Consider the following 26,452-nt stretch of genomic DNA (forward strand, 5'->3'; position numbering starts at 1 on the left):
CGGACAGGCTCGGGACCGAGGTCGCGCCCGCCCGGCCGCCGTGGCGGCTCACGGGTTTTTGGCGAACTCGCGCACGATGCGCTCGCAGAATGCCGGCAGGTCGTCGGGCGACCGGCTGGTGGTGATGTTGCCGTCGGTGACGACCGGCTCGTCGACCACCTCGGCCCCGGCGTTGCGCAGGTCGGTGCGCACGCTCGGCCACGAGGTCAGCCGGCGGCCCCGCGCGACGTCGGCCTCGACGAAGTTCCACGGGCCGTGGCAGATCGAGGCGACCGGCTTGCCCGACCGGACGAAGTCCCGGACGAACCGCACCGCGGCGGGTTCCATCCGCAGCTTGTCCGGGTTCACCGTCCCACCCGGCAGGAGCAGCGCCTCGTAGTCGTCCACCGACACCTCGCCGACCAGGCGGTCCACCGCGAAGGTGCCGGCGTCTTCGAGGTCGTGGTCACGCGCCTGGATCTCGCCGTCAGCGATGGAGACGACGACGGTGTGGGCTCCGGCGTCGTCCAGCGCCTGCCGCGGCTGCTCCAGCTCGACCCGCTCCACGCCGTCGGCGGCGAGGATGGCGATCCGGCGTCCGTTCAGCTCTCCGGCCACGTCAGGCACCCGCCCCCGCCATCGCCGGGTGCAGGACGACCTTCGTCCAGCCGTCGTCCCGGTTGTCGAAGTGCTCGTACGCCTCGGGCGCGCGGTCGAGGGGCAGCTCGTGGCTGACGATGAAGGACGGTTCGGCCTTGCCCGCGGCGATCAGGTCGCGCAGTTGCCGGTTGTACCTCTTGACCGGGGCCTGGCCGCTGCCGATGTGCTGTCCCTTGAACCAGAACGTGCCGTAGTCCAAGGCGAGCTTGCCCTGCTTGGCCAGCTCGTCCTCGGCCCCGGGGTCCTGGGGCACGAAAACGCCGACGTTGCCGATCCGCCCGGTGAAGCGCACCGAGGCGACCAGCCGGTTCATCGTCAGGTTGGCCTGCTCGCGACCATCGGGCTCGTGCGCCTGGTAACCGACGCACTCGCAGCCGTTGTCCGCGCCCAGCCCCATCGTCTCCTCCAGCACGGCCTGTACCGGGTCGACCTTCGAGTCGTCGATGGCGATCGCGCCGATCGACTCGGCCAGTCGCAGCCGGTCGGCGTGCCGGTCGACGACCATCACCTTGCTCGCACCCCGGATGGTCGCCGAGAGGGCGGCCATCAACCCGACCGGACCCGCGCCGTAGACGACCGTCTGGTCACCGGGCCGCACGCCGGCCATCTCGGTGGCGTGGTAGCCGGTCGGGAAGATGTCGGCGAGCATCACGTAGTCGGTCTGGCGTTCCTCGGCGTCCTCGCCCAGCCGCAGGCAGTTGAAGTCGCCCCACGGCACGCGCAACAGCTCAGCCTGCCCTCCGGCCCACGGGCCCATGTCGGCGAAGCCGTACGCGGCACCGGCCATCTTCGGCTCGGGCTGGGCGGTCAGGCAGTAGTTCGTCAACTGGCGCTCGCAGTTCTTGCAGTGCCCGCACGAGATGTTGAACGGCAGGACGACCCAGTCGCCCACTCCGACCTTGTCGACCCCGTCGCCCACCTCGACCACGTGACCCAGGTTCTCGTGCCCGAACCAGCGGCCGGTCTCGAAGTCGGTGCGCCCCTCGTACATGTGCAGGTCCGAACCGCAGATGTTCGCCGACGTGATCCTCACCAGCACGTCGGTCGGCCGTTCGATCCGCGCGTCCGGCACGTCCTTGACGCTGACCTGCCGCGGCCCTTCGTACACCACTGCTTTCACGACTACCTCCTGCTCGCCGTCGCCTCCCGCCGTCCGGGCGGCCCTTCAGGCCCGAATACCCTGGGAGAACCGTCCGAACCGGCATCCATTGCGGATGGTGTCCGAGGGCGCCCGCTGTCACGCCGCAGAGGACTCGAAAGGGTGATCCGCCCGCCCCGACGGGATCTTCGGACGTGGCGGTGGCGGTCGGCGGGACGAATCACCGGCGCTCGTGCCCGGACGGGCTCGACGTGGCGCGCTCTTGGTCCGCGGCCTCGTGGTGTTCCCGCCGACGCCGGTTCCGTTCCTGGCGTTGCCGTTCGCGGCGGCCGTAGGTCGCGTTGCGGACGGTCTCCTCGTCCTCCAGGCTCGACCCGAGCGCACCGGCGACGATGCCGACCGAACTGCACAGCCACACCAGCTTCAGGTACGAACCCGCGCCGACCGGGTGGCCCAGCGCCTGCGCGAAGTAGCCGCTGTCGATCAGCACGACCGCCGCGAGCAGCGCGAGCGCGAACAGGATCGCGTACATGCACGCCACCCCGATCGCCAGTGTCGTTGCCGTGGACATGTTGTACAGCAGGGCTTTGCGTCGCTCGGAGGTCCCGGAAGGCCGGTCCCAGAGGTGGTTGTAGGCGGTCAACCACACCGTCATGACCAGGATGGTGACCACGGTGATCGCCGCCAGCCGCAACGGGGGCAGCGCGTCCGCGAGCTTCCAGAACGAACTGGTGATGATGCCGTAGGCGGCGGTCCCCGCCGCGGCCGCGGTGGCGCCCGCGAGGTGCGGGACGAGCCGCCACGGACGGTTGTCCCGCACCATCCCCGCCAGCAGGCGCAGCCGGCCGCGCAGACCGGTCAGGGCGAGGTGCGTCGCGGACGACTCGGGCCCGCCGGACATCCGCCCCGCGGGGGCCAGTGCTCCAGGTAACCGCGTCGCCGTCCTCGGCCCGTCGTCGTCCCCGTCGATCCCGAGCTGCCGCGACGCCAATCGCCGCACCACGTGGACCAGCAACGCCCGTGCCCGACGGCGCACCAGGACGGCGCCGAGCGCGGGCAGCGAGATCATCGCGACGCCGTGCTCGACGTCGATCCCGGCGACGACGGGTTTCGTCCCCGCGCGCCGAGGCAGATCGGTGACCAGGACCAGCAGGTCCCATCCCCGGTCCCGCCGACGCTGCTCCGACAGCATGCGCGTCGGGATGTTGCCGTCCTCGTCCAGCGGCACCTGGTCCGCCTCGTGCTCCACCCGCCACCGCACCTGCCCGCTCACCCGGGCCGCGAAGAGGTCGGGCAGCTCGTCGGTGACTGCCGTGATCACCCGCTCGGGCAGCCCTTCGTCGGCCAGCACCCCCACGACCACTTGGCGTGGTGCGCTCACGTGGTTCACCTCGTTGCCTCGCTTCCGCTGGAGTCGGACGAACTCCACGGCGCCCGGGGCCGGTGGTGCTCCTCGTCGGCGTCCGCGCGGGAAGTCCGGGCACGTTCATCGACCACGCCGAGAGCATCGGCGCTGCCGAACGGTCACACGGCGTCCGGCCACGCTCTCGCCGCGGTGTCCGCACGTCGGTGACCGTCAGGGTTTGAGGACGACCTTCTCGCAGTCGTCCTGCTTGTTCTTGAAGATCTCGAAGCCGCGTTCCGCCTCGTCGAGCGGCAGGGTGTGGGTGATGATCCGGGTCGGGTCGATCTCCCCGCGTTCGATGCGCTCCAGCAGCGGCTTCATGTAGCGCTGCACGTGGCACTGGCCGGTGCGCAGGGTCAGCGACCGGTTCATCCACGCGCCGGCGGGGAACTTGTCCATCAGGCCGCCGTACACGCCGATCACCGAGACCACACCGCCGCCGCGGCACGACAGGATCGCCTGGCGCAACGCGTGCGGGCGTTCGGTCTCCGACCTCACCGCCTGCTTGACCCGGTCGTACGCGGAGATGTGCGCACTGCCGTGGGCGGCCTCCATGCCGACCGCGTCGACGCACTTGTCCGGGCCGCGCCCGCCGGTCAGCTCCAGCAATCGGGAGCGCACGTCGACCTCGTCGAAGTCCACCGGCGTGTGGCCCGCCCGTTCCGCCATCGCCAGCCGGCAGGGCTCCTTGTCGATGGCGATGACCTGCGCGGCGCCCAGCAGGCGGGCGCTGTCCATGGCGAACTGGCCGACCGGGCCCGCACCCCACACCGCCACCACGTCCGTGGGCTGGATGTCGCACATCTCCGCGCCCATGTAGCCGGTGGGCAGGATGTCGGACAGGAACAGCACCTGCTCGTCGGCCAGGTCCGACTCGATCTTCAACGGACCGACGTCGGCGAACGGCACCCGCGCGTACTGCGCCTGACCGCCCGCGAAACCCCCCGTCAGGTGCGAGTAGCCGAAGATCCCGGCGACCGGGTGCCCGAACATCCCCTCCGCGATCCCGGCGTTCGGGTTGGAGTTCTCGCAGCAGGAGTACAGCTCGGCGGCGCAGGCGGCGCACGCGCCGCACGCGATCGGGAACGGCACCACGACCCGGTCGCCGATTCGGAGTCGTGCCGGGTCGACGCCGGAGCCGACCTCGACCACCTCGCCCATGAACTCGTGCCCCAGGACGTCGCCGTCCTGCATGGTGGGCACGTGGCCGTCGACCAGGTGCAGGTCCGAGCCGCAGATCGCGCTGGAGGTGATCCGGACGATCGCGTCGCGGCCGTTGAGGATCCTCGGGTCCGGCACGTCGCGGACCTCGACCTTGTTGCGGCCCGCCCGGGTGTTCGCCCTCATGCGTCCGCTCCCTTCTCCCGTTCGGCGTCCGACAGCGGCTGCGCCGGCCGTTGCGGGAACTCCGCACGTGCCCGCTTGCCCCACGGGGCACCGTCGGAGCGGACGACCTCGCCGGTCTCCAGCACCTGCTTGAGCCGGCGCAGGTCGTCGTCGAGCTGCTGGTGCGGCTCCTCACCGAAGTACTTGGCGACGGCCTTGCCGACCGCGCCGCCGGGGATGTCGTAGACCAGGACGACGTGCACCTCGGTGCTCACACCGTCCGGGGCGGGCGTGAGGTGGACCGTGCCGGCGTTCGGCACGGCGGCCTTCCCGGTCGACCGCCACACGATCTTTTCGCCGGGCGTCTCGTCGGTGATCTCCGCGTCCCACTCGACGTCCTTGCCGAACGGCGCACTGGCCGACCAGTGGCTCGTCCGGTCACCGGTAGCGCGGACCTGTTCGAGGTGCGCCATGAATGTCGGGAGGTTCTCCACCTCGCGCCAGAACGCGTAGACCTCCGACGCGGGTTTGCGAATGGTCGTCGTTGCTGTCAGCTCCACGGATCCTCCTTTGCGCACGCCCCGCGCCGGCGGGGAACTGGTGCGTGCCTCTCGGGTGGCCTGTACGGCGGTCAACAGGTCCAGTGCCGTGATCCCGGCGACGGCGCCGGTGACACCGACCAGCCGCCGTCTGCGGCCCCCGTCGCGGCGGGAGAGGGCCACTCCCAGCGCGGCCAGGTCCATCGCGTCACCCGCGACCCTGGTCCACGCCCAGGCACCCTTTCGCCGGCTCGTCAGAAGCCCGGCCGCATGAACCAACTCCCGCACCCCGACGACCGGCACCACCGCCCGCGACCTCGCGGAGTCGTCCACGCCGCCGAGCCTGCGCACCGCTCCCGGTGCTGCCAGTTGGACCACGCCCAAGGCGAAGCTCAGCCAGCCCAACCGCCGGCCCCGCCTGCGCACCTCGTCTCGTCTTCCTCGCCTTCCCATCACGCTTGGCGGTTGTGTCATGGGCAGCCTCCGCATCCGATCGCGCCCTGTCGAACGCCCGGTACAGCACAACCCGGGACGCGACTGACGTGGCCTCGGCTACCCGTGAGCGATCCACCCAACCCACCTCTCCACCACAGCGTGAAGATGGGGTCTGCCGCACCGACGTGACATCCGAGTTGGCTAGCCGTGAGGCCGGCCTGGGAGGATGTCGCTGTGCCCAAGCCCTGCCCCCGGGAGTTCCGCGACGATGGCGTGTGGGTCGCCCGGCCTGTGTGACCGATGTCGACCGGCGGGTGGCCGCGTCGCGGATGATCGGCCACGACCACACGGTGTTGGGCGAGGTCATCGCCGCCCAGGGCGTGCTGTTGCGCGCCTCGGACCCGGACCTGGTGGCGTTGGCGCGTCTTGCGGTGCACCGCACCAGCCTTCACCTGCACAACGACTGGATTCCCGAGCGTCTCCCGGCTGTGTGGGCGGCGGTCGGCCGGTTCGACCACGCCGAGGAACTCGCGGGTTCGGTGAGCCAGTTCTTCGGGGCAGGGCCACTGGTCGGACTGGCTGAGACGGCGATGACCATGGGAGATCGTGACCGGGCCAGCCGGGTGTTGGATGCCATCGGGAACTCGGGGAGTCGTGCCCGGCTGTGCGCCCGATCCGCGCACATGGCCCTGGACCGCGCAGACGACGGCGACGCGGCGGCGTGGTATGCCGAGTCCGAAAGTCCGATGGCACAGCGAAGGGACGACTACGACGCGGAGACCCTGGCCCATGTCGCCGCCGTCGCGGCACGACTCGGACGTACCGCTGTCGCGGCAACGCACTGCGCAGGTATCCAGGGCCGGCTCGCCCATACGAGCGAGTGGACGACCGAATCCGGCGACGGTGAACCGGACAGGTCCGAACCGTCCGACACGACCACGCTGAGTCGTATCGACGCGAACGAGGCGAGTGCGGTCGCGGCGGCACTCGGTCGAGGAGGCCTCGTCGACCACGCGTGGTCCGTCACAAGTGAAATCGACGACCCGGAGTACCGGGAGTACGCGCTGTTCGACGTCGCGCGCACCCTCGCCGCCACGGACCCGGATGCCCCAGAGGAGTTCGCCCGGCATACGGGCGCCGTGGAGTACCTGGCCGCACGACTCGCCGGAGTCGCGGTGGTGGCGGGGCGGCGGTCCGAGCGGCAGGGGGTCGACCGGCCGTTCGCCGAAGTCGACGCCGCGTTGCGACGTCGTCCCGACAGCGCGGAACGGGAGTACGTCACCCGGGCGTCGGCTGTCGCCCTCGCGAGCGTCCGCTACGACGAACGGGTGGAGGCCGCGGTCGCCGGGTTGTTGTCCGCCGGTGACATCGGCGGGGCCGTGGGCGTGGTGTCGGCGTTGGCACGCCGGGCGGAGACCGGGCACGCCACCCGCCTGATCGCATCCGTCGAACAGGCCGCGCGGACAGCGTCGACCGGGATCGACGACGAGCGTCCGCGGTGGTGGGCCGAGGTCCTGGTCGACTTCCGCGACTTCGACCGCGCCGAGCACCTGATCCGGTCCTTCCCCTCCGCGGGGGCACGCGCGGAAAGCCTGGCGTCCCTCGTCGAAGGACTTCTCGCCGACGGCGCCGTCGACCGCGCCGAACTCCTGCTCGCCGAGATCACCACCGTCGGCGCGCAACGCCGACCCCGTCTGGAACTGATCCGTGCCCTGCTGGACCGGGACCGGCCGGACAGGGCCGTGCGACAGGCCCGGTCGGCTCCTCCGCCGCTGCACCGCGCCGCCGCGCTCACCCTGGTCGCGGTCAGGACCCGACGCCTCGACCCGCTCGACGAAGCCCTCGCCACCGTCCAGGACACCACCGACCACGACACACGCATGAAAGTGGTCGCGACGATTCTCTTCGTGCCGCGGCCGAACTCGGCGACCGTCCGCGCGTCATGGAGCTGTGGACGCGGTTGCGGTCCGCCGCCACCCGGCGATCGGGACGAGCGGCCGGGTCGGTGACCTACTTGGGATTCGATGCGCCGCCACCGCGGACCTTGACGGAGGTCGTGGAAACCGTCGACGAGTCCCTCCGCTTCACCGACGTCGACGACAGTTTGAGAGGACCGGCCGCCGGACCCGGCGCGCTGTGGAGGATCGGCCATGACCTCCCTGGGCGCCAAGGCATTGCTCATGGCTTGGCGGTCCACTACTGGTTCGACGTCGTTGACGACCTGGTCACCGCCGAGCCGAAGGCGTTCGACGCCATCGTGTCCGAACTGGACCGTCTCGGCGACCATGCCGCGCTCAACCCGATTCCGGCTGACTGACCGATCCGCCAACGAATGGCGCTGCCTCTGGCACTTGCCTGTGTGGTAGGCCAGGGCAAGACGGTCCGGAGGTTTCCGTGATCGCTTGTGGCCGGGACGGCGATGCCGGCTGGCGTGGCGTCGATCGTGGGATGGGGTTTCGGTCACGGATGCGGGGTCGGCAGGCGGTGACGAACCGGATGCGAAGTCGAACGTGGGGTGCACCGACACACGAAGCCGTCGGTGACGGCCCTGGTCTGGATCGAGAGGTCGCCCATCGGAGTTCCGCCGTGTCTGCGGCACGCACCGCAAGTGCGATGGCGCGCTGTCGCTGCCGCGCAACCAAATGGTGTTGCTGTCGATCGCAACGCGGTCAGCGGCGGCGATAGGGCCAGGTGTGCTCGGAGAGCCGGTCGGACTTGCGTCCTTCCAGTTGTCGTCGCACGCGGCGGGCGTCGGTGACGCGGAGCTGGTCGCGATAGAGCGCCAGTGCCTGCCGCCACATGCGGTCTGCGTCGTCGGTGCGGCCGAGGGCGTGCAGCACGCGTCCGGTCCGGTCGAGGGTGTCGGGGACGTGGTAGACGTCCCCGAGTTCCCGGTACAGCGCCAACGCGCTGCGGAAGAGATCGAGCGCGTCGTGGTCGCGGTGATTGCGATGGGCGATGAATCCCAGGGTGTCGAGGGTGTCGGCGGCACCGCGGGGGTCGTAACGGCTCAGCACCGGGTACGCCTCCCGCGAGAGGCGTTCCGCTTCGTTCATCCGGCCGAGCAGGGCCGCGCACCAGCCGGCGGCGTTGACCGCATCGGCCTCCCAGAGCGGCTCGCCGGTGCGACGGAACAACGCCACCGCTTCGCGGGCGTGGTCGTACGCGGGTTCGAGCAGTCCCTGGTACTCGCACATCACCGAGGCGATCCGGTGGACGAACCCCTGGCTGCCGGCATCGTCCGTGCGCTCGGCCTCGTGCAGGGCACGGACCAGGTGGTGGCGTGCTTGCTCGAACTCCCCGACTTGGACGTAGGCATGCCCGAGGTGTCGGTGCACGAGGGCGTCGACGACCGGATCGGGCCACATGTCCGCGGCCGCCTCCGCGTGTACCCAGGCCCGGACGTCGTCGCCGAGCAGGCCCGACAGGCGGTGGTAGGCACTCATCGCCCACGCCAGCTGCCACCTGTGCCAGGCCGCCGAGGAACGCGGTACGACCAGCAGATGCCACAGGCACCGGTGCTCGGCCGCGAACCACGCCAACGCGTCCGTGCGATCGGACAGCGGCTTGGGACCACAGGATCGCAGGCGCGCCGGCAACTCGATGTGGATGTCGTGGGGTTCGAGCAACCGTCTGGCCGCGTGGGCCGTGCGCGTGTAGAAGTCGGCCAGGCGGTCGCGGGCCGCGTCCCGGACCTGCTCCGGGACATCGTGCTGTGCCCGGTCCCAGGCCAGCGCGTGGACGAGGTCGTGCGCGCGGTACCTGTCCGCGTCACCGCGGGTGAGCAAGGACGACTGTTCCAGGCCGCGCAGGACCGCCCTGGCGTCGCGGACCGGTATCCCGGCGAGCGCGGCGGCGGCCTCCACGGTGACGTCCGGACCCGGGGCAAGGCCCAGCAGCGCGAACATCTGCGCGTGTCGCGGGTCGAGCGCGCGGTAGGACCACGACAGCACCGTCTTCACGTCGGTGCCGGGCTCCCCGTCCTCCAGACCGTCGAGTCCCGCCTCCCGCAACTCGTCGACCACCGTGCTCAACGGCAACCGCGAGTGTGCCGCAGCCCGCCCCGCCACGACGCTCAACGCCAGCGGCATACCACCGCAGCCCCGCAGCAGGGCCTGGACCGCCTCGGGCTCGCGGGCGAGCCGGGCCGATCCCAGCCTCGCGGCGAGCAACGCGAGCGCCTCCCGGTCCGGCAGCGCGTCGAGCACCAGGTGCCGGGCACCGACGCTGTTGATCAACCCGCCCGGCCTTCGCCGGCTGGTGATCACCACCAGGCACGTCGACGATGCCGGCAGCAGCGGTGCCACCTGATCGGAGTCGGCCGCGTTGTCCAGGACGACCAGCATGCGACGTCGGGCAGCCAGCGTCCTGAACTGCGCCGTCTGCGCGTGCTCGTCGACCGGGATCGTCGCGGGGGCGACGCCGAGCGCGCAGAGGAAACCACGGGCCGCGGTCGCCGCCGCCAAGGGTTCGCTGTCGGGACTGAACCCGCGCAGGTCGACGTAGAGCTGCCCGTCGGGGAACTCGTCCGACCGGCTGTGTGCCCAGTGCAGCACCAGCGACGTCTTGCCGATGCCCCCGGCACCGCCGACCGAGGTGACCACGACCGTGCCCGCGGACGTCGGGAGCAGTGCGTCGTCCAGCGCGTGCAGGTCGTCGGCACGGCCGACGAAGTGTGGTGGTCGGGCGGGCAGCTGGCGTGGCACGAACGTCTCGGCGCGCACGGCCAGATGCACGTCCCCGCCCGCTTGGACGACCATCGAGCCGGCCACCGCGACGGCGTGCTGGTGGGTCACCCGCGTGACCATAGTGCGGCCACGATCGGCTCCTGGCCGCAATCATGCGGCCTTGCCCGAGGAAAGTCGCCGAGTCCCCAGGGCCCAGGCGGTCGTGGACGACGTGCCGGCGCGGGCGGCGAGGCGACGCCGGCCCAGGTTCCGGGGGTGTGCCTGGAACCGTTGCCCGCCTCCGGAATCATTGCGCACCTGACGGCTGGTCGTGTGGAAGCGGAGCGCCGGTGGGCGAACCTCGCGGCGCGACTGCGCCGGACGGAGCCGCTGAGGCAGGCCCTCTCGTCTCCGTTGACGAACGGCCTGAACAGGACCGCGTGAACCTCGGCAGACTCCGACCTGACGAACTGTTGACACTGGACACCGCGGACACGGTGGAACGGCACCTGACGGACCCCGTCTACCGGCGAAACGACTACTGCCGGGCTCGGTCGGGCAGCTTGCCCGAGGCAGAGACTGTGGGAACAGGGGACGGGTGGCGTTGGAGGCACACCCCGTCCGGAGTGTTCGACGTCCGTTGCCGTGTGTGGGCCAAGCGAACGAACGGTCTGAGCAAGCCATCCTATTTCCACGGTGAACGCCTGGATTCGGGTGCGGACCGCTCGCTACGCTCCGGACGGCCGCCGCCCCCGCCCGACTCGGCACGTGATCACCGATGCGCCGGTGGTTCGGCTCCTCGGCACGTCCGCCACGTCGGCGGGTACCCGTCACCCGAGATGAGGTCGCATGGGCAACGCCGAGGCCGATCCGGACCCGTCGCTTCCGATGTCCCGCCGGACCCTGTTGCGGGGAACCGGGCTCGCCCTCGGCGGCACGGCCCTGGCCAACGGGACCGCCGACGCGCACCCGCCGGGCGTTCCGGTCCCGGGCCCCGGCAGCCCGGTGCGCCCGATCCCGGTGCCCGGGCAGGTTCCGGCCACCGAGGGCTTGTTCGAGGTGCCCGGGGCGCGGCTGTGGTACTGGGACACCGGCGGGCCCGGCCAGCCGGTGGTCCTGCTGCACGCGCTGAGCGGCAGTGGCGAGAGCTGGCCGTACCAGCAGCCGTACCTCGCCCGTGCGGGGTACCGGGTCATCGGCTACTCGCGTCGGGGCTACGCCCACTCGCCGGTGCGGGACCCGGACGACCCGAGGACCGGCATCGAGGACCTGCACGACCTCGTGGACTTCCTGGGGGTCGGGAAGTTCCACGTCGTCGGCGTCGCCGGCGGCGGCTGGTACGCGATGGACTACGCGCTCAACCACCCGGACCGGTTGCGCAGCCTGGTGATCGGCGCGTGCGTGCTCCAGGTCCAGGAGCGGGACTACCAGGACATGGTGGGGCGGTTGCGGTCGCCCGAGGTCGACGCGCTGCCCGTCCACTTCCGGGAGTTGGGCCCGTCCTACCGCGCGATCGACCCGGAGGGTGTCGCCGGGTGGCTGGACATCCACCACCGGGCCGGGCCCGACGGGATCGTCCAGCCCAGGGCGACCACGTTGAGCTGGGCCGTGATCGAACGGCTCACCGTGCCCACGCTGCTGCTGTGGGGGGACGGCGACCCGTTCACCGCACCGCCGGTGCAGCGTCTGCTGGCCGGGCACTTCCGGAGGGTGCGCACGGTGGTGGCCAACGAGTGCGGGCACAACGTCCACTGGGAGCGGTCGGATGTGTTCAACCCCGTGCTGCGGAACTTCTTCCGGGCCAACCGGCACTGACCGTCCGGGCCGCGGGGTGATCCGAGCGAGCCCGCCGAGCGTGTCGTGGGAGCGCCCTCACCCCCCGTCGAGCCCGTCGGACGGGGTGTGAGGCCGGGCAGCGGAACAGGAACGAGGGACGGGCGGCTGGAGGGGTTCGGCGGATCCGGCACATCCTCCACGACCCGTCGCTGAGCTGCGTCGTCGTCGTCGACATCGAGGAGGACTGGTACGACGACGTGCGCGCGGCCGACCTGGTGTCGACCCTGGCCACCCGGCTCGACCTGGGCGACGAGCACGTCCAGCAGTCCCGTGCGGTGCGGGACCTGGTGCACCAGTACGTGGGCAGGTTCCGGCGACTGCCGCCACGCCTGCGGTGGCTGTTCATCGACGGCTTGGACCGGCCCTGGGTGCGGCCGTGCGTCCACCTCGCCGTGGCCCGGCTCGCCAAGGAGATCGAGGCGGGCCAACTGCGGGCCAACTGCGGGATACGCGGCTCGTGGTCACCGGGCGCCCCGGCGAATTCTCCCCGGACGTGCTCGACGTGCTGCTGGCAGCATCGCCGGACGGCATCACCGAGAAGCACCTGCGCGACTTTTTCCAGGAGGTCGCGACCGCGGTGGGCGCCCCGCTCACCGCGGACGAGGTGTCCTCGATCGTGGCCGACGTGCTGACGGAGACGGACCTGCGGGCAGTGGGCGCGTCCGTCGGTCGGGCGGCGCGCGCCCTGTTCGCCCCGAAGGTGACCGCGTGAACCACACCGCCCCGCTCGACCTCGACCAGCCACGACGTGGACACGGTCGTCACCGGGGTGGTGACCCGGGAACCGCGAAGGGCGTGTGGTGGTAGCCGATAGTCCGATAATGGACTATCGGTGGCGAACGGCCGTCGCGGCCACCGTTCGCGTGCCCCGGGCTGTCGCGGTCGAGGTGGTTCGGTCGCGTCGTGGAGTCGGAACGGGGAGAGTCGACGACACGCCGGGTCTTGTGGTCATGGGTGCCGACGCCTCGGCGTTCCGGTGGCCGGAGGGCCCGTGACGCGCCGCCGTCGGCCGTCGCGTCATCCGGCATCGCCACCGCCGGACCGGTCCGAGGCGGGGGAGTACATCCATGGGCGATCCCGCGCGGAACGTGGTGGCGGTGCCCGACGGTCACGGGGTCGCGCGGGCGCACATGGTGAGAGTCGAGCGCGAGCAGGCCCTCCAGCAGGTTGCGGCCGGGCGGGTCGAACTCCTGCACGGTGAGCAGGTCGCCAGGGCGCAGGTAGTCCAGCGCGGCGGTCAGCATCGGCGGGCGCCCCGGGCGAGCGTGCCGCCGGGCCTCGCCTCGAACACCTTCGCGCGGATGCCGTCGAGCGCATCGTGCTGCCGCGCGGTTTCCTGCCCGCTCGTGGTGACCCTCATCAGGTCCACAACACCATGCAACCCCCTTCGGCTCGTTCAGCAAACACGTTCAGCAACCGCGGTGGAGCCTTGGGTTGTTGAACGCCTCCACCCGGTCCGGGGGCCACGGCGGTGCGGCGGCGGGCGGGGGCTCGGCAATCGATCCTCCGTTGACCACGCAGGCCGTCGGGGTGCCGGGGCCCCCGGCCGACGGATGGAGGGAATCGGCTTCTCCGCCGCCGCCCAGGGGTGGCCGACGACCGGAAGGCTCCGACCGGCGATCTGCGGCCGACCGTCCCATGCCGTCGCCGCAGGTGAGAGAGCCTTCGACATGTGGTCGAGTAAATCTGTGCTGACTGGAGTAGACATTCGGGTGCGGGTGTGTGTAGTCTTCTCCTTGTTGAGAGCGAAGTGCAGCGGCACGGGAGATGACGAACTACCCGTGGGATCGACAGCGAGACGGCCGGACGGGACGGGGCCGGTCGGTGAACCGACTCCGTGCCAGTGGGTCAGGGGTCGATCGGCGGATGGGATCGGAGTGACGGTCCCGGTGCCGGCGACCGGATGAAGTGGTGAAGTAGTTGCGGTCGATAGTGCAAGTGCAGTGAGGCCGAGTCTGTCGGAGCCGATCAGTGGACGGGGCTCTTGGCAGGTGGCCGGGATGGTCGGTGAGGTGATTCCGGCGTGTGCATCAGGACCGGTGCCGACCGTCACGTGAGGTTGCCAGTGAAGTTGATCAGAGGAGAAGGGAAGGGTTGCACACCATCGGATCGCCCGTCTTCGGCAGGACCAGGCCGGACGGGTACCGCGGTGCCATCGGATTGGAAGGTGGTCTTCGGTTACGCACAAGCGATCCCCGCAGCACCCGCGCCCGGCGCGGGTCGTGCGGACAGAGGAAGCCGGTCTCACGGTCGGCTAGGTGGAAGTGAAACCCAACACCCCGGGGCCCCGGCGCTACTGCGCCGGGGCCCCTCGTGACGCGGAGGCGCGATGACCCCAGAGGGAACAACCGGACCGCAGGTGCCGCAGGCGCAGACCACGGCCGAGAGGTTCGACGACGAGGACTACCCCGCCTACACCATGGGTCGGGCCGCGGAGATGCTGGGCACGTCGGCAGGGTTCCTGCGCAGCCTGGACGAGGCGAAACTGATCGAGCCACAGCGCTCGGCCGGCGGCCACCGCCGCTACTCCCGCTCCCAATTGCGCTTGGCCGCCCGCGTCCGGGAACTGGTCGACCAGGGCACCGGCCTGGACGCGGCGTGCCGCATCGTCACCCTGGAGGACCAGCTCCAGGAGGCAAGGGACGCCAACCGACCGCAGCACCCTCCGGGCGAGCCCTACCCGCCACTGCACGGCGTGTAGACCCACTGCCGGCCGGTCGGGTCGAACGGCACCGGAACACGCACTGCGGATTCTCCGGTGGTTTTCCGCAAGAACTGCCCGGGGGTCCCGCAGCCTGTCGTCGACCAGGTCGTGTGGCGGGAACTCCGGGTCGGCGGCGAGTCGGGCGTGCGATCCGTCCACGCGGCCGACAAGGTCGCCCCGACGCCCTCCGGTTCCAGCCCACCCGCTCTCAGTCCAGCGTCGGTGCCTGTGTGGCGCCGGCCCGGTCGGCACGGCCCTCCGAGGTCGCATCCGGGTGTGGATCCCGCCCCGACACAGGCTTCGGCCTGTGTCGAGTTCCGTTCGACCCGGAGGGTCTTCGCCCGGCCGATCCGACGGCCACAACGGTGCGTACGGTTGTGGGGGCACCTCCGAAGCGAACCTCATCCACGGGGGTTCAGGGGGCTCCGACGGCGTTGGTCCTGTGTGGATGGTCCGTTGAGGCATCCGACGGCTCGGCGGGCAGTCGGTTTTCCTGCGATCCCGGCGCGCACGGCGTCCAGGATGCGCGCGAACCCGCCCGGCGCCGAATCGCTTACGGCCCGGAGGTGCGCAGGCGCCTTGACACACCGGGATGAACGGCGTTTCGGTCGGGCCTACGGCCCGTCGGTCGATGCTTCTCGGTGCACGCCGTGATCATGGCGCCTCCGACTCCACGGCCAACACCCTCCTGCCGGCCTATTCCGAGCTGATCACTCGGGTAGGGGTCGCCCGGGTGATGTCCAGGACAAATGGGAGCGTGCGTCGGCTGGTGTCGCGTCGGATCCCCATGGCCTGCTCCTCCAAGCAGGTCCGCAGCGCCGAGGGCTGCCGGGTGCCGGTTTCCTCCGATCTCGACGGGCACGGCGAGTGCGGTGACCGTCCCGGCGGAGTCACAGCCTGGACGAGGATATCGGGTCGCTTTCCGGAATCTCCGGCGTCGGTGGGGAGGATCATGGTCTCGCGATCGGCATGGTCCCGGTCACCGCGTCCGCCCCGTCCGCGGTCGAGCCCGGACGCGGAGTCCGGCCCGCCACTGTTGCCATGCCTTCTGGTCCACGAAAGCGGTCGGCGGTCGCGAACCCGGCCAACTCGTCGATGCCGAGGGACACGCCGGTCGGAACGCGCCGAACTGGCGTATCCGGGCCCGCCCGACGGGATCGCGGGCGAGCTGCGTCGGCGTGGTATCGCCGTGCACACCGGTCGGCAACGCGGGGTTCGGTTCCGCCGGCCGGTTCGTGGACGTCCCCGCCGGCGTCGATCAGACGCGGGTAGCGGTCAACGTGGGTGCGTCGGTCGGGCTGACTCGCGCGCCGGCGCCGGGCATGCTCGACCGGGGTGCCGGCGTGGTCGTGGACGTCGCTTCCGCGGCGTGAGGGTGCTGTGGCGTATGTCCCGGCTCGACCGGGACGGAGTTCTTCGACGAGATCGGCACAGGACCGCCATCGGCCCGATGACGGAGCCCGCGACCGTCGTGTACGCCGCGCTCAAGGCCCTGGCCCTGGCCCGCGACCGCGACCACGTCGCGCCGGCGCGACGCCCACCTGCTGCCGCGCCGGCAGGGCTCATGACGCGCTCGGTCGGGTAGGGCGGGCTGCGGCGCTGTGGTGGTGCAGGCACTACCACAGCAGGGATGCCAGGGGCATTTTCGCGCCGGGGACATGGGCCTAGCGTCGTTCCCACGGGAAAGACCTGCACCTCAAGTCCTCAGTGGACTTTGTATGGGTGCGGAACCTGCGGACGAAGGGGATCCGATGCGGTCAACAGCAGCAAGGTGGTCGGTGCGCGGGGCGGCGGTCGGCCTCGTGGCGGCCTGCGCGTTCACGGCGCTGCCGGCGCGGGCCTCGACCGACGTCGTGCCCGCGGCACTGCTGGGCGCGGTGCTCGACCGGGTCACGGTCTTGGACCTCCAGCAGGGCATGGACGCCCGGGTGTTCACCTCCGAGCAGGTGACCCGCGCCTACCTCCGGCGCATCGACACCCTCAACCCCCGGCTCAACGCGGTGCTCGGGGTCAACCCCGACGCCGTCGAGCTGGCTCGCCAGAGCGACGCCCGGCGGCGTGAGCACCGGTCGCGTGGGCCGCTCGAAGGCATTCCGGTGCTGATCAAGGGCAACACGGACACCGCCGACCGGCAGCCGACGACGGCCGGGTCCACGGCCCTGTCGGAGGCGAAGCCCGCGAAGGACGCGTTCCTCGTCTCCCGGCTGCGCGAGGCCGGCGCGGTCATCCTCGGCAAGGCGAACCTCTCGATCTGGTCGAACTTCCGCGGCTCCGACGCCCTCGCGGGCTGGAGCGCGACCGGCGGCCAGACCCGCAACCCCTACGTGCTGGACCGCAGCCCGTGCGGCTCGTCCAGCGGCTCGGCCGCCGCCGCGGCGGCGAACCTCGCGGCGATCACGATCGGCACCGACACCGACGGGTCGATCGTCTGCCCGGCGGCGATGACCTCGACCGTCGGCGTCAAGCCCTCGCTGGGCCTGGTCAGCCGGACCGGCGTCGTCCCGATCACCAGCCGGCACGACAGCCCCGGGCCCATCACCCGCTCCGTGACCGACGCGGCCGTGACGCTCTGGGCGCTGCACGGCACCGACCCCGCCGACCCCGACTCGGCGGCCGCCGCCGGCGCGCTGCCCGCCGACTACACCCGGGTGCTCAGGACCGACGCGCTGCGCGGCAAGCGCATCGGCGTCTGGCGCAAGGGGCACCAGGGCATCGACCCCGACGCCGACCGGGTCTTCGACGCCTCCGTCGCGAAGCTGCGCGACCTCGGCGCGACGGTTGTGGAGGGCGCCGACCTGCCCGACTTCCAGGAGGTGGTGGTGCCGCACCTGCTGCCCGCCGTCCTGACCGAGTTCAAGCACGACCTCGACGCCTACCTGGCCAAGACGCCCGGCTCACACCCGAAGAACCTCACCGGCCTGATCGAGTACAACCGGCGGCACGCGGACGTCGAGTTGGCGACGTTCGGCCAGGACCTGTTCGAGATGGCCGACAAGACCGACGGCGACATCACCGACCCGGAGTACCGGTCGCACCGCGAGGCCGCGACGACCGCGGGCCGGCAGGGCATCGACGACGTGCTCGCCGCGCACCGCCTCGACGCCATCGTCACGCCCACCGAGCTGCCCGCACCGCCTGTCGACTACCAGGGCGGCGACCCCGTGCGTGACTCGTTCGCGGGCACGAGCCGCCACACGTCGGCGGCCGGCTACCCGCACCTGTCCGTGCCGGCGGGCTTCAGCCGCGAGGGTCTGCCGCTGGGGCTGTCGTTCCTGGGCACGCGCTTCAGCGACGCGAAGCTGCTCTCGTTCGCCTACGCCTACGAGCAGGCCACCCACGCCCGCAAGGCGCCCCGCTACCTGCCCACCGCGAAGTGAACACCCGCAGAGGAGTCGTGCGTGCGACGTGCACCGCGACGCGGGTGCTCGCGCCGGCCACGGTGGCGCTCAAGCCGGACGAGTAGACAGGAAGAACTTCGATGGAGCCTCAGCGTGGAGCCGAGGGTGCCGGTGCCACATCCCGACGGGGTGGAAAGGGGCCTGCTGGCTCCCGCGGCGCCTTGATCAACCCGGCGCAGGTCTGGCGGTGCGGCTGTGCCCGTAGCCGGGTTTCGTGCCGATCAGGCGACGACGGCTCCATCGGCGGCGGGGCGTGGCCGGTGGAGCGGTCGCGGGTCGACTCGGTCGAGCAGCCGGGTGCGTGCGGTAGGCGCGCGGTGCCGGTGAAGCTGGAGCCGCCGTCGAAGAACGTGATCGCGGCGGTGCCCTGGTCACCGCTCCACGTGACGGTGGTGCCGGTCGACGGCGCGCCGGATCCGGGGACGACCTGGCTGCGGGCGGAGATCTGGATGGTCAGGTCCTGGTCGGCCTGCCGGCCGCCGCCACCGGTGTGGATCTCGGTGCGGTAGGTCGCCATGGGGGCCTCCTCGTGCTGCGGTGGTCGTTGCCCGATCACTGCCACCCGGGCATTGGTCCCCGCGCTCGCGACGGTGAACGCCTTGCCGCTACCGGGCGGAATTCCGTCCAAGAGGTGATCGTCACCGGTTCGGGGGAAGTGGTCTCGACAAGGTTGTGGATGTGAGATGCGGTCACGAATTGAAATCGGTGCCGGTCACCACGGCCGACCGGGCCGTAGTGGCAGTCGCGAGCCGACTTGTGCTGAACCCCGCCTGCGCGGTACCTATTGGACACTTGCGCTTAATCCTTTGTTCCGTGCCGCGTCGTGCGTCCGACGGAAGGCCCCGGAGCGGCTGGTTCCGCGGAAACCGGCAGAATGGGCGGAAGTTCTTTTCTGCCTGTTCCTCCGCGTGTTCTGCCGCCTGGGCGGGGTCGTACTTTTCTCTCGTGGCCGAAAGGCGACACCGCGAGGACGACGGCCTCCGGATCCGCAATGGGCTTCTGACGAAGCGCGTCCGACCAGGAGAAGAACAATGGCGAACGACCAGATCAACCCGGTCTCCGACGACGTCGAGATCACCGCTGTCGTCGAGCTCGACGACGCCGACCTGGACACCGTTGCAGGCGGTTACGGCGAGTACGGCAGCGGCCGTCGCATCCCCCGCGCGTAAGTAGACCGCCAGTCTGACTGTTGCGACGACGGGCGCGTCGGGATTCGTTCCCGGCGTGCCCGTTCGCGTTTCCGGTCGACCTAGGAGGAGCCGGTGAAGTTCCGCAAGCGCGCCCTTGAGTCGCTTGAGTCTCCGGAGCAGTTGGACGAGGTCGCGCGGCTTGCCCCGGTGCCTGCCTGGCTGACGGCGCTTGCCCTGACCCTGGTGGTGGTCGCCGCGGGCGCCTGGTCCGTCTTCGGGACGGTGCCCAAGACCGTTTCCGCGTCCGGCGTGCTCACGCGCGCCTCCGGTGTGTCTACTGTGGACGCCACGCGCGCGGGTCTGGTGACCGGCGTCCTGGCCCGGTCCGGCGAGCGGCTGGAAAAGGGGCAGGCGCTTTACGAACTGACCGACGACGGCGGCACGGTCACCGTCGGCTCGCCCTGGACCGCGTACGTGGTCGGCACGCTGGTCTCGCCCGGACAGTGGGTGGAGACCGGGACCGGGGTCGCGAATCTCGAACGGCTCGACACTCCCGACGACCGGGTGCGGGCCGTGGTCTACGTCGCCGCCTCGGCGGCGCGGTCGGTGCGTGCCGGGATGCGGGTCGAGTTGACCGGGGTGCCCGGTGCGGGGGTGGTGCGTGAGGTCGGGTCGTTCCCGGAGACCGCCGATTCGTTGCGCGCCTTCCTCGGGCGGACCCGTGACGTCACGCCCTTCCTCGCCGGCGGGCCGGTCGTGGCGGTCATCGTCGAGCCGACCGGTGACCTCGCGCGCTCGCAGGGTGTCGTCACGGCCCGCATCACGATCGCCGACGAGCGGCCGGTCGACTGGCTGTTCCCGTGACGGCCGTCGCCAAGCGGACCGCGCGCCGGCGGGTCCGCACGCCCACGCTGATCCAGATGGAGGCGACCGAGTGCGGCGCGGCCTCGTTGGGCATCGTCCTGTCCCACTACGGCCGGCACGTGCCGCTGGAAGAACTGCGGCGGGACTGCGGCGTCGGGCGGGACGGTTCTACGGCGTCCGGGCTGGTCAAGGCCGCGCGGCGGCATGGGCTGACCGCCAAGGGTAAGCAGTGTGGGATCGCGGGCCTTGGCGAACTGCGGCTGCCGGCCGTCCTCTACTGGCGGTTCGAGCACTTCCTGGTGCTGGAGGGGATGAATCGCCGGCGGGTTCGGGTGAACGATCCGGCGTTGGGGCCCCGCGCCATCGGGTGGGACGAGTTCGAGCGCTCCTACACCGGCATCGCGATCGACCTGGAACCCGGGCCCGCTTTCCGGCGCGAGGGTCGACAGTTCAGCCTGCTCGCGGCGGTGGCCCGGCGGTGGCGTCACCTCGGCTCGGTGGTCCCGTTGACCGTGCTGCTCGGCTTGCTCGTGGCGGTGGTGGGGATCGCGTTCCCTTTGCTGTCGCGGGTGTTCGTCGATCGGGTGCTGCTCGGCGGGGACGCCGGCGTGACGGGCGGTCTGGTGTCGGCGTTGGCGATCGCGACGGTGATCACGTTCGTCGCGGCGCTCGTGCAGCGGCTTCTGCTGGTCCGGGCGGAGACCGCTGTCGCGCTCGGTGGGGCCGCCCGGTTCTTCCGGCACGTGCTGCGGCTGCCGCAGGCGTTCTTCGACCAGCGGCAGGCCGCCGACCTCGCCCACCGGGTCGAGACCAACGACGCGGTGGCCGAGGTGTTCACCCGGCGGCTCGCCGCGACCGCCGTCGACCTTGCCCTGGTGCTGGCTTACGGTGTCCTGCTCTGCCGGTACGACCCGGTGCTCGGGCTGTGCGCCACGGCCTGCTCCGGGCTCAACGTCGTGGTGCTGCGGTGGTTGTCGGGGTTGCGCACGGCCGCCGTCGCCGGAGTCCAGGCTGAGCGGAGCCGTTGGTACGGCACTGTCGTATCGACTATCGCGATGATCGAGACGACGAAGGCGAACGGGCAGGAGGACCTGGCTTTCCGGCAGTTCGCCGCCCGCCAAGCCGCGGTGAGCAGTGGCCGGCAACGGGCCGGGGTGCCGGCCGCCGTGCTCGGCGTGGTCCCGACGCTCGTGCTGGCCGTGACCACCGCCGTGCTGTTGGCCGTCGGCAGCGGGCTGGTCGTGGCGGGCACCCTGACCGTCGGCCTGCTCGTCGCGGTGCAGACCCTGGTCACGGCGATGAACCGGCCGATCGACGACCTGGCCGACGTCAGCGCCCGCGTGGCGGAGGTCGGCGTCGACGTCCGGCGGCTGCTGGACGTCGAGCACTACCCGGTGCCCCCGCCCCCGCCGCACCCCGTCGCGGACGTGCCGATGGAGGGCCGGGTGGTGGTCGAGTCGGTCACCTTCGGCTACAACCCCTCGGCAGCGCCGCTGTTGACCGACTTCTCCCTGGATCTGCCGCCCGGCGCCCGGGTGGCGCTCGTCGGCGGTTCCGGCAGCGGGAAGTCGACGGTGGGCCGGCTGGTCGTCGGGCTCCACCGGCCGTGGCGCGGGCGCGTCACGATCGACGGGTACGACCTCGACGACCTCGACCCGGACCTGCGGGCGGCGATCACCGCGGTGGTCGACCAGGACGGGACCCTGTTCCAGGGCACCGTGCGCGACAACGTCACGTTGTGGGACCCCACCATCGGTGACGACGACGTCCTCGCCGCTCTGGCCGACGCGCAGATCCTGCACGAGGTCCGCGACCTGGACGCCCCGGTGCGCCAAGGCGGCCGGAACTTCTCCGGCGGGCAGCGGCAACGCCTGGTCATCGCCCGCGCCCTGGCCCGCCGACCCCGGCTGCTGGTGCTCGACGAGGCCACCAGCGCCCTGGACACCGCGACGGAAGCGCTCCTCGACGCCGACCTCCGGCGACGCGGGGCGACCTGCCTGATCATCGCCCACCGGCTGGCCACCGTCCGCGACTGCGACCTGATCGTCGTGCTGGCGCACGGCCGGGAGGTCGAACGCGGCACGCACGACGAGCTGCTTGCCCGCGACGGTGCCTACGCCGACCTCGTCCGGCACCACGAGACCCGGAGGTGACGCCGTGCTCCACGCTCCGGCGTACTGGGACTTCCTCACCGCCTCGGCGTCGGCGGCGTCCGCGCGACCGCGCCGGCTCGACGGGTGGCGGCTCGCCTACCTGGTCGAGGGCGGCCCGGTCGACGTCTTCGGGGTGCGGGAACTCCCCGACGGCCGCCGGTCCCGCCGCCGGTTCGTGGCGCGCTGCCCGGTGTTCAGCGCCGTGCCGCCACCGGCCCTGACGGGCGAGTGGCAGCTCTACGCGGTGCCGCTGCCCGGCGGTCGCCTGCGGGAACTCCACGAGCCGGGGTTCCCCTGGTGGGCCGCTCTCGCCCCTGCGCTGGACCGGGCCTTGCAGGCGATGTCCGGCCGGACCCGACCGGCGCACCCGCCGCGTGACAGCGTGCCGCTGTGGCCGGGCCCGCTCGCCGCCGGCCGGTCCGCGCTGTGCGTCCGACGCCCGCTCTGGCTGTGGGCTCGCGGCGGGTTCCGGGTCAACGGCGGCGACGTGGTCACCGCCCGGCGGGACGCCGTCCTGCTCACGGCGGGGGACTGGATCGGCGCCGAGGACGACTGCGTCCTCGCTCTCCGCACCACGGAAGAGGTTCTGCGCGCCGGCGGGCTCACCGACGTCGTCGGCGGCCACCTGACCCGGCTGGCCTGGGCTGCCATGGCCGAGGCGCGCGCGGACGACGAACGTCTCCTCGCCGCGCTCGCCGAACGCCGGCGTGCCCACCGGTCCGCGCTCGCCGCGACCGCCCACCGCGCCCTGGGCGAACTGGGCCTGGGCGCCCGCACCGGCCCGGTGGACCGGACCGGCGGTGGGCCCCGCGGCCCGGTGGTCCGGTCCGGAGAGCCCCGCGACCTGGCGGGCCGGGCCGGTGGGGAGCCCCAGGACCTGATGGGGCGGGCCGGTGGAGAGCCCCACGACGTGCTGCGCGCGGTGACCGGGTGGGGGCGGTGAGCGCGTCGCCGGTGGACCCGTCGGCGGTGCTGCGGTCGCACGCGCGGCGGTCCGGGATCCGGCTGCGCCGGACCCGGCTGGACCGGGGCTGGGGGCGTCGCGACGTCGGCCCGCTGATCGGTACGCGCGCCGACGGGACGGGCGACCCCGTGCCGCTGGTGTTCGCGCGTGGTCGCTACCACGTGGTCCACCCCCTGACCCGGGCGCGCACGCCGGTGGACGCGACCGCGTTCGCCGACAGCGCCGCCGCCCCGCACCTGCCGTTGCCCGCGCGGGCCCGCCTGCGGCACCTGCTGCGCCGGGGGCTCACCGGCAACGGCCGCGACCTGCGCGGGATGCTGGTGGCCGGCGCGCTCGTCGCGGTCCTCCACCTGGCGACCCCGCTGATCATCGGTCGGGTCCTCGGCGGGCTCGTCCGGGGCGACCTGCGCGGGATAGCCTGGGACGTCGTCCTCTACCTGGCGACCGCCGTGGCGGCGGCGTTGCTGGAGGTCGTGCTGAACCTGCGCGCGTTGCGGTTCGAGGACCGGTTCGAGGCGAATCTTCACCTGGCGGTGTGGGATCGGCTGCTTCGGCTGCCCACCGGCTTCTTCCGGGGGACGACCAGCGGTGCGCTGGCGAACCGGGTGCTTGGCGTCGCCCACGCGCGGCAGGCCCTGGACGGGGTGCCGGCCAGGGCGCTCCTCGCGTTGTGCACCGCCTGCGCCGGGGTCGGGCTGCTGCTCGTCGTGGAGTCGGCGCTGACCTGGGTCGGGTTCGGGCTGGTCGTCGGCACGGCGTTGGTGAGCACCGCGCTCGGCGCGGTGGTCGTGCGCCGGCAGCGGGCCGCGCTGCCCGCCGAGCACCGTGCGGCCTCGGTCACCGACGAGGTGTTGGCCGGCGTCACGACGATCAAGACCGCCGCCGCCGAACCCCGGGCTTTTGGCCGGTGGGCTGAGGCCGCGGTGGCGGCACGGGCCGGGGTGCGGCGCGTGCGGCGGGTCCAGGCGGGGTTCGCGGCGCTGGTCACGGCGTTGCCGATCGGCACCCAACTGGTGTTGCTGGCGGTGCTGTCGGGTCCGCTGAGCGGGCAGGTGCCGGCCGACCGGTTCTTCACGGCCAACGCGGGGCTGGCGCTGCTGGTGCAGGCGACGATCACGTTGTGCGCGGCCGGGGTCGACGTCGCCGCCGCGTTGCCCCGCCTCGAAGAGGTGACCGACGTGCTCGCCGCGTCGCCGGAGAGCGAGCCGGGGGCGCGGCAGGTGGAACTCGCCGGCGGGATCGAAGTCTGCGGCGTGACGTTCCGCTACCCGGGCTCGGACAAGCCCGTGCTCGACGACGTCTCCCTGCACGTCCGACCCGGCGAGTTCGTCGCGCTCGTCGGACCGAGCGGGTCGGGCAAGTCGACCCTGCTGCGGCTGCTGCTGGGGTTGGAACGGCCCGAGGCGGGGACGGTGCGCTACGACGGGTACGACTTGGCGGCGCTGGACGTGGGGGCCGTGCGCCGCCAGTGTGGCGTCGTTCTCCAGGACGGGCGGCTGTTCGGCGGCACCCTGCGCGAGAACATCTGCGGCGCGGACCCGTTGCCACTGGAGGAAGTGTGGGAGGCGGTCCGGTGGGCGGGGCTGGAGGAGGACGTCCGCCGGCTGCCGATGGGGCTGCACACCGTGGTGCCGTACGGGGGCGGCACGTTGTCGGTCGGGCAGCGCCAGCGGGTGCTGATCGCCCGCGCGCTCGCGGCGAAACCCCGGGTGCTGTTCTTCGACGAGGCCACCAGCGCGTTGGACAACCGGACCCAGGAGCTCGTGACCGCCGGCACCCGCCGGTCCGCCGCCACCCGCGTGGTCGTGGCACACCGGCTGTCGACCGTGCGGGACGCGGACCGGATCTTCGTGCTGGACCGGGGCCGGGTCGTGCAGGCCGGCACGTTCGCCGAGTTGTTCGCCGACGCCGGCGGCCTGTTCCACCGGCTGGCGGCACGGCAGGTGGTGGGGGCGCACTTGGCCGTCGGCTCGGCGGGGCGCCCCGCGCTGGAGGTCGACTGACCTCACCGTCGACCAGGACCCGGCACGGTCCGGTCACAGCGGAACCGCTGTGACCGGACCCGACGGGTTGGTGTACATGACTTGGCGTGACGGCGGTTGCCGTTGGCGGGGGAGACGTGGTCGTCGGAGCGGATCACGGGAAGGTCGATCACACCCGGTGGCCGTCGCGCGGGGTGGCAGGACGGCTCAGGGCGACGCCGAGTGCGATCATGCCCACCGCCAGACCGAGGTGGAGCCAGTTGTCGGCGTTGTCGACCGGGACGAAGTTGGCCGCGCTGTCGTGGTCGATCAGCAGGCCGTACAGCCAGAGGACGAGGTACACGGCGCCGCCCCCGATCAGGTACGCCCGCGCGGTGTTCGCGGCACGGGCCAGCGCGACCCCGGCGACGCCGAATAACAGGTGGACGATGTTGTGCAGCACCGAGACCTGGAAGATGCCGAGCAGCTCGGCCTCCGAATGGTGTCCGGCGAAGCTCAGGGCGTCGTAGTCGGTGGTCACGCCGGGGATGAACCCGGCGACACCGACGAGCAGGAACACCACACCGAGGGCGAGGGCGGCGGTCTGTACCGGAGTACGGGTGGTCGTGGTCGAGGACATCTCATCTCCTTCGAGTCGAGTGACGGCTACCCGACCAGCCGGCGATGAACCCGCGACCCTCCGCGAGCACGTCCGGGACAGGCGGACAAAGCTGAACGGAAGGCGCTCCGGCAAGGTGTCGGTATCAGGACCCGCGCCGACTGGCCGACCGGTACCCGTCCGCCTCCTGGGCGGTCAGGTCGGCCCGATGACCTCGACGAGATCCTTCCCGTGTCGGCGGGTTCCCCCGCTCCTTCACCGAATCCGGCCCCTACGGGTCACGCCACGCGCGTGAGGTCGTCCACCGCCTCGGTGCGGAGGAGGTCGGCCGCCCAGGCGGCCACGTCGGCGGGTGAAGCCTTTGCGGGGCCGGTGAATCGCTCCAGCACCACGTCCGCGCCCCCGGTGGTCTCCAGGGACGCCGACCAGCCGGCCTTCTCGTCCCACAGCAGTGCCACGTCGTGCTCGGGGAACGCCGCCACGCGGCCGTCCAACGGCAGATAGATGCCGCCCCGCGGCTCCTCTTCCACACACCAGCAGTCGCCGCCCAGGCTCAGCGCCACACCCACCGCCCGCGCGTACTGCCTCAGCGCCCGTATCCCGCTGTCGTCGAAGTCCCACTCGGCCACGCCGTCGCCACCTTCGTCCGGTTCACCCGACCGCGCCGACTGTTTGACGCGCATTCCTGGTACCCACCGCAAGTCCGCGGAAAC

General features: G+C 71.9%; 23 protein-coding genes. 12 read left to right on the plus strand and 11 right to left on the minus strand.

The window, feature by feature from the left end; all coding sequences use genetic code 11:
- Positions 1–48: 48 nt before the first annotated feature.
- From F4559_RS13355 to F4559_RS13375, 5 genes are all read right to left on the minus strand, one after another.
- On the minus strand, positions 49–597 hold the full coding sequence (locus tag F4559_RS13355) for a type 1 glutamine amidotransferase domain-containing protein (RefSeq protein WP_184668832.1): 549 nt from the start codon (positions 595–597) through the stop codon (positions 49–51).
- A 1-nt stretch (position 598) separates the two neighbouring features.
- Positions 599–1,759 (minus strand): glutathione-independent formaldehyde dehydrogenase, encoded by a 1,161-nt coding sequence (locus F4559_RS13360; RefSeq protein ID WP_184668833.1) that lies wholly within the window; start codon positions 1,757–1,759, stop codon positions 599–601.
- A gap of 199 nt (positions 1,760–1,958) precedes the next feature.
- Positions 1,959–3,119: a hypothetical protein gene (locus F4559_RS13365; RefSeq protein ID WP_184668834.1), complete on the minus strand. Its 1,161-nt coding sequence runs from the start codon at positions 3,117–3,119 to the stop codon at positions 1,959–1,961.
- A 195-nt stretch (positions 3,120–3,314) separates the two neighbouring features.
- Positions 3,315–4,490, minus strand: a complete 1,176-nt coding sequence (locus tag F4559_RS13370) for a zinc-dependent alcohol dehydrogenase (protein ID WP_184668835.1) — start codon at positions 4,488–4,490, stop codon at positions 3,315–3,317.
- Positions 4,487–5,434 (minus strand): SRPBCC family protein, encoded by a 948-nt coding sequence (locus tag F4559_RS13375; RefSeq protein ID WP_312865620.1) that lies wholly within the window; start codon positions 5,432–5,434, stop codon positions 4,487–4,489. Before F4559_RS13375 ends, F4559_RS13370 begins: the two co-directional genes overlap by 4 nt.
- A 302-nt stretch (positions 5,435–5,736) precedes the next feature.
- Here F4559_RS13375 and F4559_RS13380 point away from each other — a divergent pair, with 302 nt between their 5' ends.
- Positions 5,737–7,452 (plus strand): hypothetical protein, encoded by a 1,716-nt coding sequence (locus F4559_RS13380; protein WP_184668836.1) that lies wholly within the window; start codon positions 5,737–5,739, stop codon positions 7,450–7,452.
- A complete protein-coding gene (locus tag F4559_RS13385; RefSeq protein ID WP_221447219.1) occupies positions 7,449–7,760 on the plus strand; it encodes a hypothetical protein in 312 nt (103 codons plus the stop codon). The genes F4559_RS13380 and F4559_RS13385 overlap by 4 nt, the downstream gene beginning before the upstream one ends.
- Before the next feature lie 352 nt (positions 7,761–8,112).
- On the opposite strand, the gene F4559_RS13390 is transcribed toward F4559_RS13385, so the two are convergent.
- Positions 8,113–10,239, minus strand: coding sequence for a tetratricopeptide repeat protein (locus F4559_RS13390; protein ID WP_184668838.1), 2,127 nt, complete (start codon positions 10,237–10,239; stop codon positions 8,113–8,115).
- Positions 10,240–10,959: 720 nt separating this feature from the next.
- Here F4559_RS13390 and F4559_RS13395 point away from each other — a divergent pair.
- Both F4559_RS13395 and F4559_RS13400 read left to right on the plus strand, forming a co-directional pair.
- Positions 10,960–11,925, plus strand: a complete 966-nt coding sequence (locus F4559_RS13395) for an alpha/beta fold hydrolase (RefSeq protein ID WP_184668840.1) — start codon at positions 10,960–10,962, stop codon at positions 11,923–11,925.
- 478 nt (positions 11,926–12,403) lie between these two features.
- A complete protein-coding gene (locus F4559_RS13400) occupies positions 12,404–12,658 on the plus strand; it encodes a hypothetical protein (protein WP_184668842.1) in 255 nt (84 codons plus the stop codon).
- A gap of 49 nt (positions 12,659–12,707) precedes the next feature.
- Here the strand turns inward: F4559_RS13400 and F4559_RS13405 are convergent, their stop codons facing one another.
- Together F4559_RS13405 and F4559_RS35890 are read right to left on the minus strand one after the other, a co-directional pair.
- Positions 12,708–13,190 carry a hypothetical protein gene (locus F4559_RS13405; RefSeq protein WP_184668844.1) on the minus strand — a complete coding sequence of 161 codons (483 nt, stop codon included), beginning with the start codon at positions 13,188–13,190 and terminating at the stop codon, positions 12,708–12,710.
- Positions 13,184–13,306 carry a hypothetical protein gene (locus F4559_RS35890; protein WP_281386307.1) on the minus strand — a complete coding sequence of 41 codons (123 nt, stop codon included), beginning with the start codon at positions 13,304–13,306 and terminating at the stop codon, positions 13,184–13,186. The genes F4559_RS13405 and F4559_RS35890 overlap by 7 nt, the downstream gene beginning before the upstream one ends.
- A gap of 969 nt (positions 13,307–14,275) precedes the next feature.
- Between F4559_RS35890 and F4559_RS13410 the strand changes: the two genes are divergently transcribed.
- The 3 genes from F4559_RS13410 (at position 14,276) to F4559_RS13415 (ending at position 18,027) form a co-directional block, all read left to right on the plus strand.
- Positions 14,276–14,647 carry a helix-turn-helix domain-containing protein gene (locus F4559_RS13410; RefSeq protein ID WP_184668846.1) on the plus strand — a complete coding sequence of 124 codons (372 nt, stop codon included), beginning with the start codon at positions 14,276–14,278 and terminating at the stop codon, positions 14,645–14,647.
- A gap of 1,453 nt (positions 14,648–16,100) precedes the next feature.
- Complete coding sequence (locus F4559_RS35895) at positions 16,101–16,235, plus strand: hypothetical protein (RefSeq protein ID WP_281386308.1); 135 nt, start codon at positions 16,101–16,103, stop codon at positions 16,233–16,235.
- A gap of 166 nt (positions 16,236–16,401) precedes the next feature.
- Positions 16,402–18,027: an amidase gene (locus F4559_RS13415; protein ID WP_184668847.1), complete on the plus strand. Its 1,626-nt coding sequence runs from the start codon at positions 16,402–16,404 to the stop codon at positions 18,025–18,027.
- A gap of 109 nt (positions 18,028–18,136) precedes the next feature.
- On the opposite strand, the gene F4559_RS34360 is transcribed toward F4559_RS13415, so the two are convergent.
- Positions 18,137–18,565 (minus strand): hypothetical protein, encoded by a 429-nt coding sequence (locus F4559_RS34360; RefSeq protein ID WP_221447220.1) that lies wholly within the window; start codon positions 18,563–18,565, stop codon positions 18,137–18,139.
- 514 nt (positions 18,566–19,079) lie between these two features.
- On the opposite strand from F4559_RS34360, the gene F4559_RS13425 reads away from it, so the two are divergent.
- The 5 genes from F4559_RS13425 (at position 19,080) to F4559_RS13445 (ending at position 25,162) form a co-directional block, all read left to right on the plus strand.
- Positions 19,080–19,217, plus strand: coding sequence for a hypothetical protein (locus tag F4559_RS13425; RefSeq protein WP_184668848.1), 138 nt, complete (start codon positions 19,080–19,082; stop codon positions 19,215–19,217).
- A 93-nt stretch (positions 19,218–19,310) separates the two neighbouring features.
- Positions 19,311–20,042, plus strand: a complete 732-nt coding sequence (locus F4559_RS13430; protein ID WP_184668849.1) for an HlyD family efflux transporter periplasmic adaptor subunit — start codon at positions 19,311–19,313, stop codon at positions 20,040–20,042.
- Positions 20,039–22,195, plus strand: coding sequence for a cysteine peptidase family C39 domain-containing protein (locus F4559_RS13435; RefSeq protein WP_312865621.1), 2,157 nt, complete (start codon positions 20,039–20,041; stop codon positions 22,193–22,195). The genes F4559_RS13430 and F4559_RS13435 overlap by 4 nt, the downstream gene beginning before the upstream one ends.
- 4 nt (positions 22,196–22,199) lie before the next feature.
- On the plus strand, positions 22,200–23,138 hold the full coding sequence (locus F4559_RS13440; RefSeq protein ID WP_184668850.1) for a hypothetical protein: 939 nt from the start codon (positions 22,200–22,202) through the stop codon (positions 23,136–23,138).
- Positions 23,135–25,162: an ATP-binding cassette domain-containing protein gene (locus F4559_RS13445; protein WP_184668851.1), complete on the plus strand. Its 2,028-nt coding sequence runs from the start codon at positions 23,135–23,137 to the stop codon at positions 25,160–25,162. Before F4559_RS13440 ends, F4559_RS13445 begins: the two co-directional genes overlap by 4 nt.
- Before the next feature lie 148 nt (positions 25,163–25,310).
- Here the strand turns inward: F4559_RS13445 and F4559_RS13450 are convergent, their stop codons facing one another.
- Positions 25,311–25,760: a DUF4383 domain-containing protein gene (locus tag F4559_RS13450; protein WP_184668852.1), complete on the minus strand. Its 450-nt coding sequence runs from the start codon at positions 25,758–25,760 to the stop codon at positions 25,311–25,313.
- 257 nt (positions 25,761–26,017) lie between these two features.
- A complete protein-coding gene (locus F4559_RS13455) occupies positions 26,018–26,422 on the minus strand; it encodes a DUF6292 family protein (RefSeq protein ID WP_184668854.1) in 405 nt (134 codons plus the stop codon).
- Between the last annotated feature and the right edge of the window lie 30 nt (positions 26,423–26,452).

Origin of the sequence: Saccharothrix violaceirubra, from assembly GCF_014203755.1 — a bacterium.
GTDB classification, from domain to species: Bacteria; Actinomycetota; Actinomycetes; order Mycobacteriales; family Pseudonocardiaceae; genus Actinosynnema; species Actinosynnema violaceirubrum.

Bases quoted from the DNA above. Each gene is read 5' to 3' on its own strand.
- F4559_RS35890 (WP_281386307.1), bottom strand. From the start codon at position 13,306: ATGAGGGTCACCACGAGCGGGCAGGAAACCGCGCGGCAGCACGATGCG.
- F4559_RS13415 (WP_184668847.1), top strand. From the start codon at position 16,402: ATGCGGTCAACAGCAGCAAGGTGGTCGGTGCGCGGGGCGGCGGTCGGC.
- F4559_RS35895 (WP_281386308.1), top strand. From the start codon at position 16,101: ATGACGGAGCCCGCGACCGTCGTGTACGCCGCGCTCAAGGCCCTGGCC.
- F4559_RS13455 (WP_184668854.1), bottom strand. From the start codon at position 26,422: ATGCGCGTCAAACAGTCGGCGCGGTCGGGTGAACCGGACGAAGGTGGC.
- F4559_RS13450 (WP_184668852.1), bottom strand. From the start codon at position 25,760: ATGTCCTCGACCACGACCACCCGTACTCCGGTACAGACCGCCGCCCTC.
- F4559_RS13395 (WP_184668840.1), top strand. From the start codon at position 10,960: ATGGGCAACGCCGAGGCCGATCCGGACCCGTCGCTTCCGATGTCCCGC.
- F4559_RS13410 (WP_184668846.1), top strand. From the start codon at position 14,276: ATGACCCCAGAGGGAACAACCGGACCGCAGGTGCCGCAGGCGCAGACC.
- F4559_RS34360 (WP_221447220.1), bottom strand. From the start codon at position 18,565: ATGGCGACCTACCGCACCGAGATCCACACCGGTGGCGGCGGCCGGCAG.
- F4559_RS13405 (WP_184668844.1), bottom strand. From the start codon at position 13,190: ATGCTGACCGCCGCGCTGGACTACCTGCGCCCTGGCGACCTGCTCACC.
- F4559_RS13370 (WP_184668835.1), bottom strand. From the start codon at position 4,490: ATGAGGGCGAACACCCGGGCGGGCCGCAACAAGGTCGAGGTCCGCGAC.
- F4559_RS13425 (WP_184668848.1), top strand. From the start codon at position 19,080: ATGGCGAACGACCAGATCAACCCGGTCTCCGACGACGTCGAGATCACC.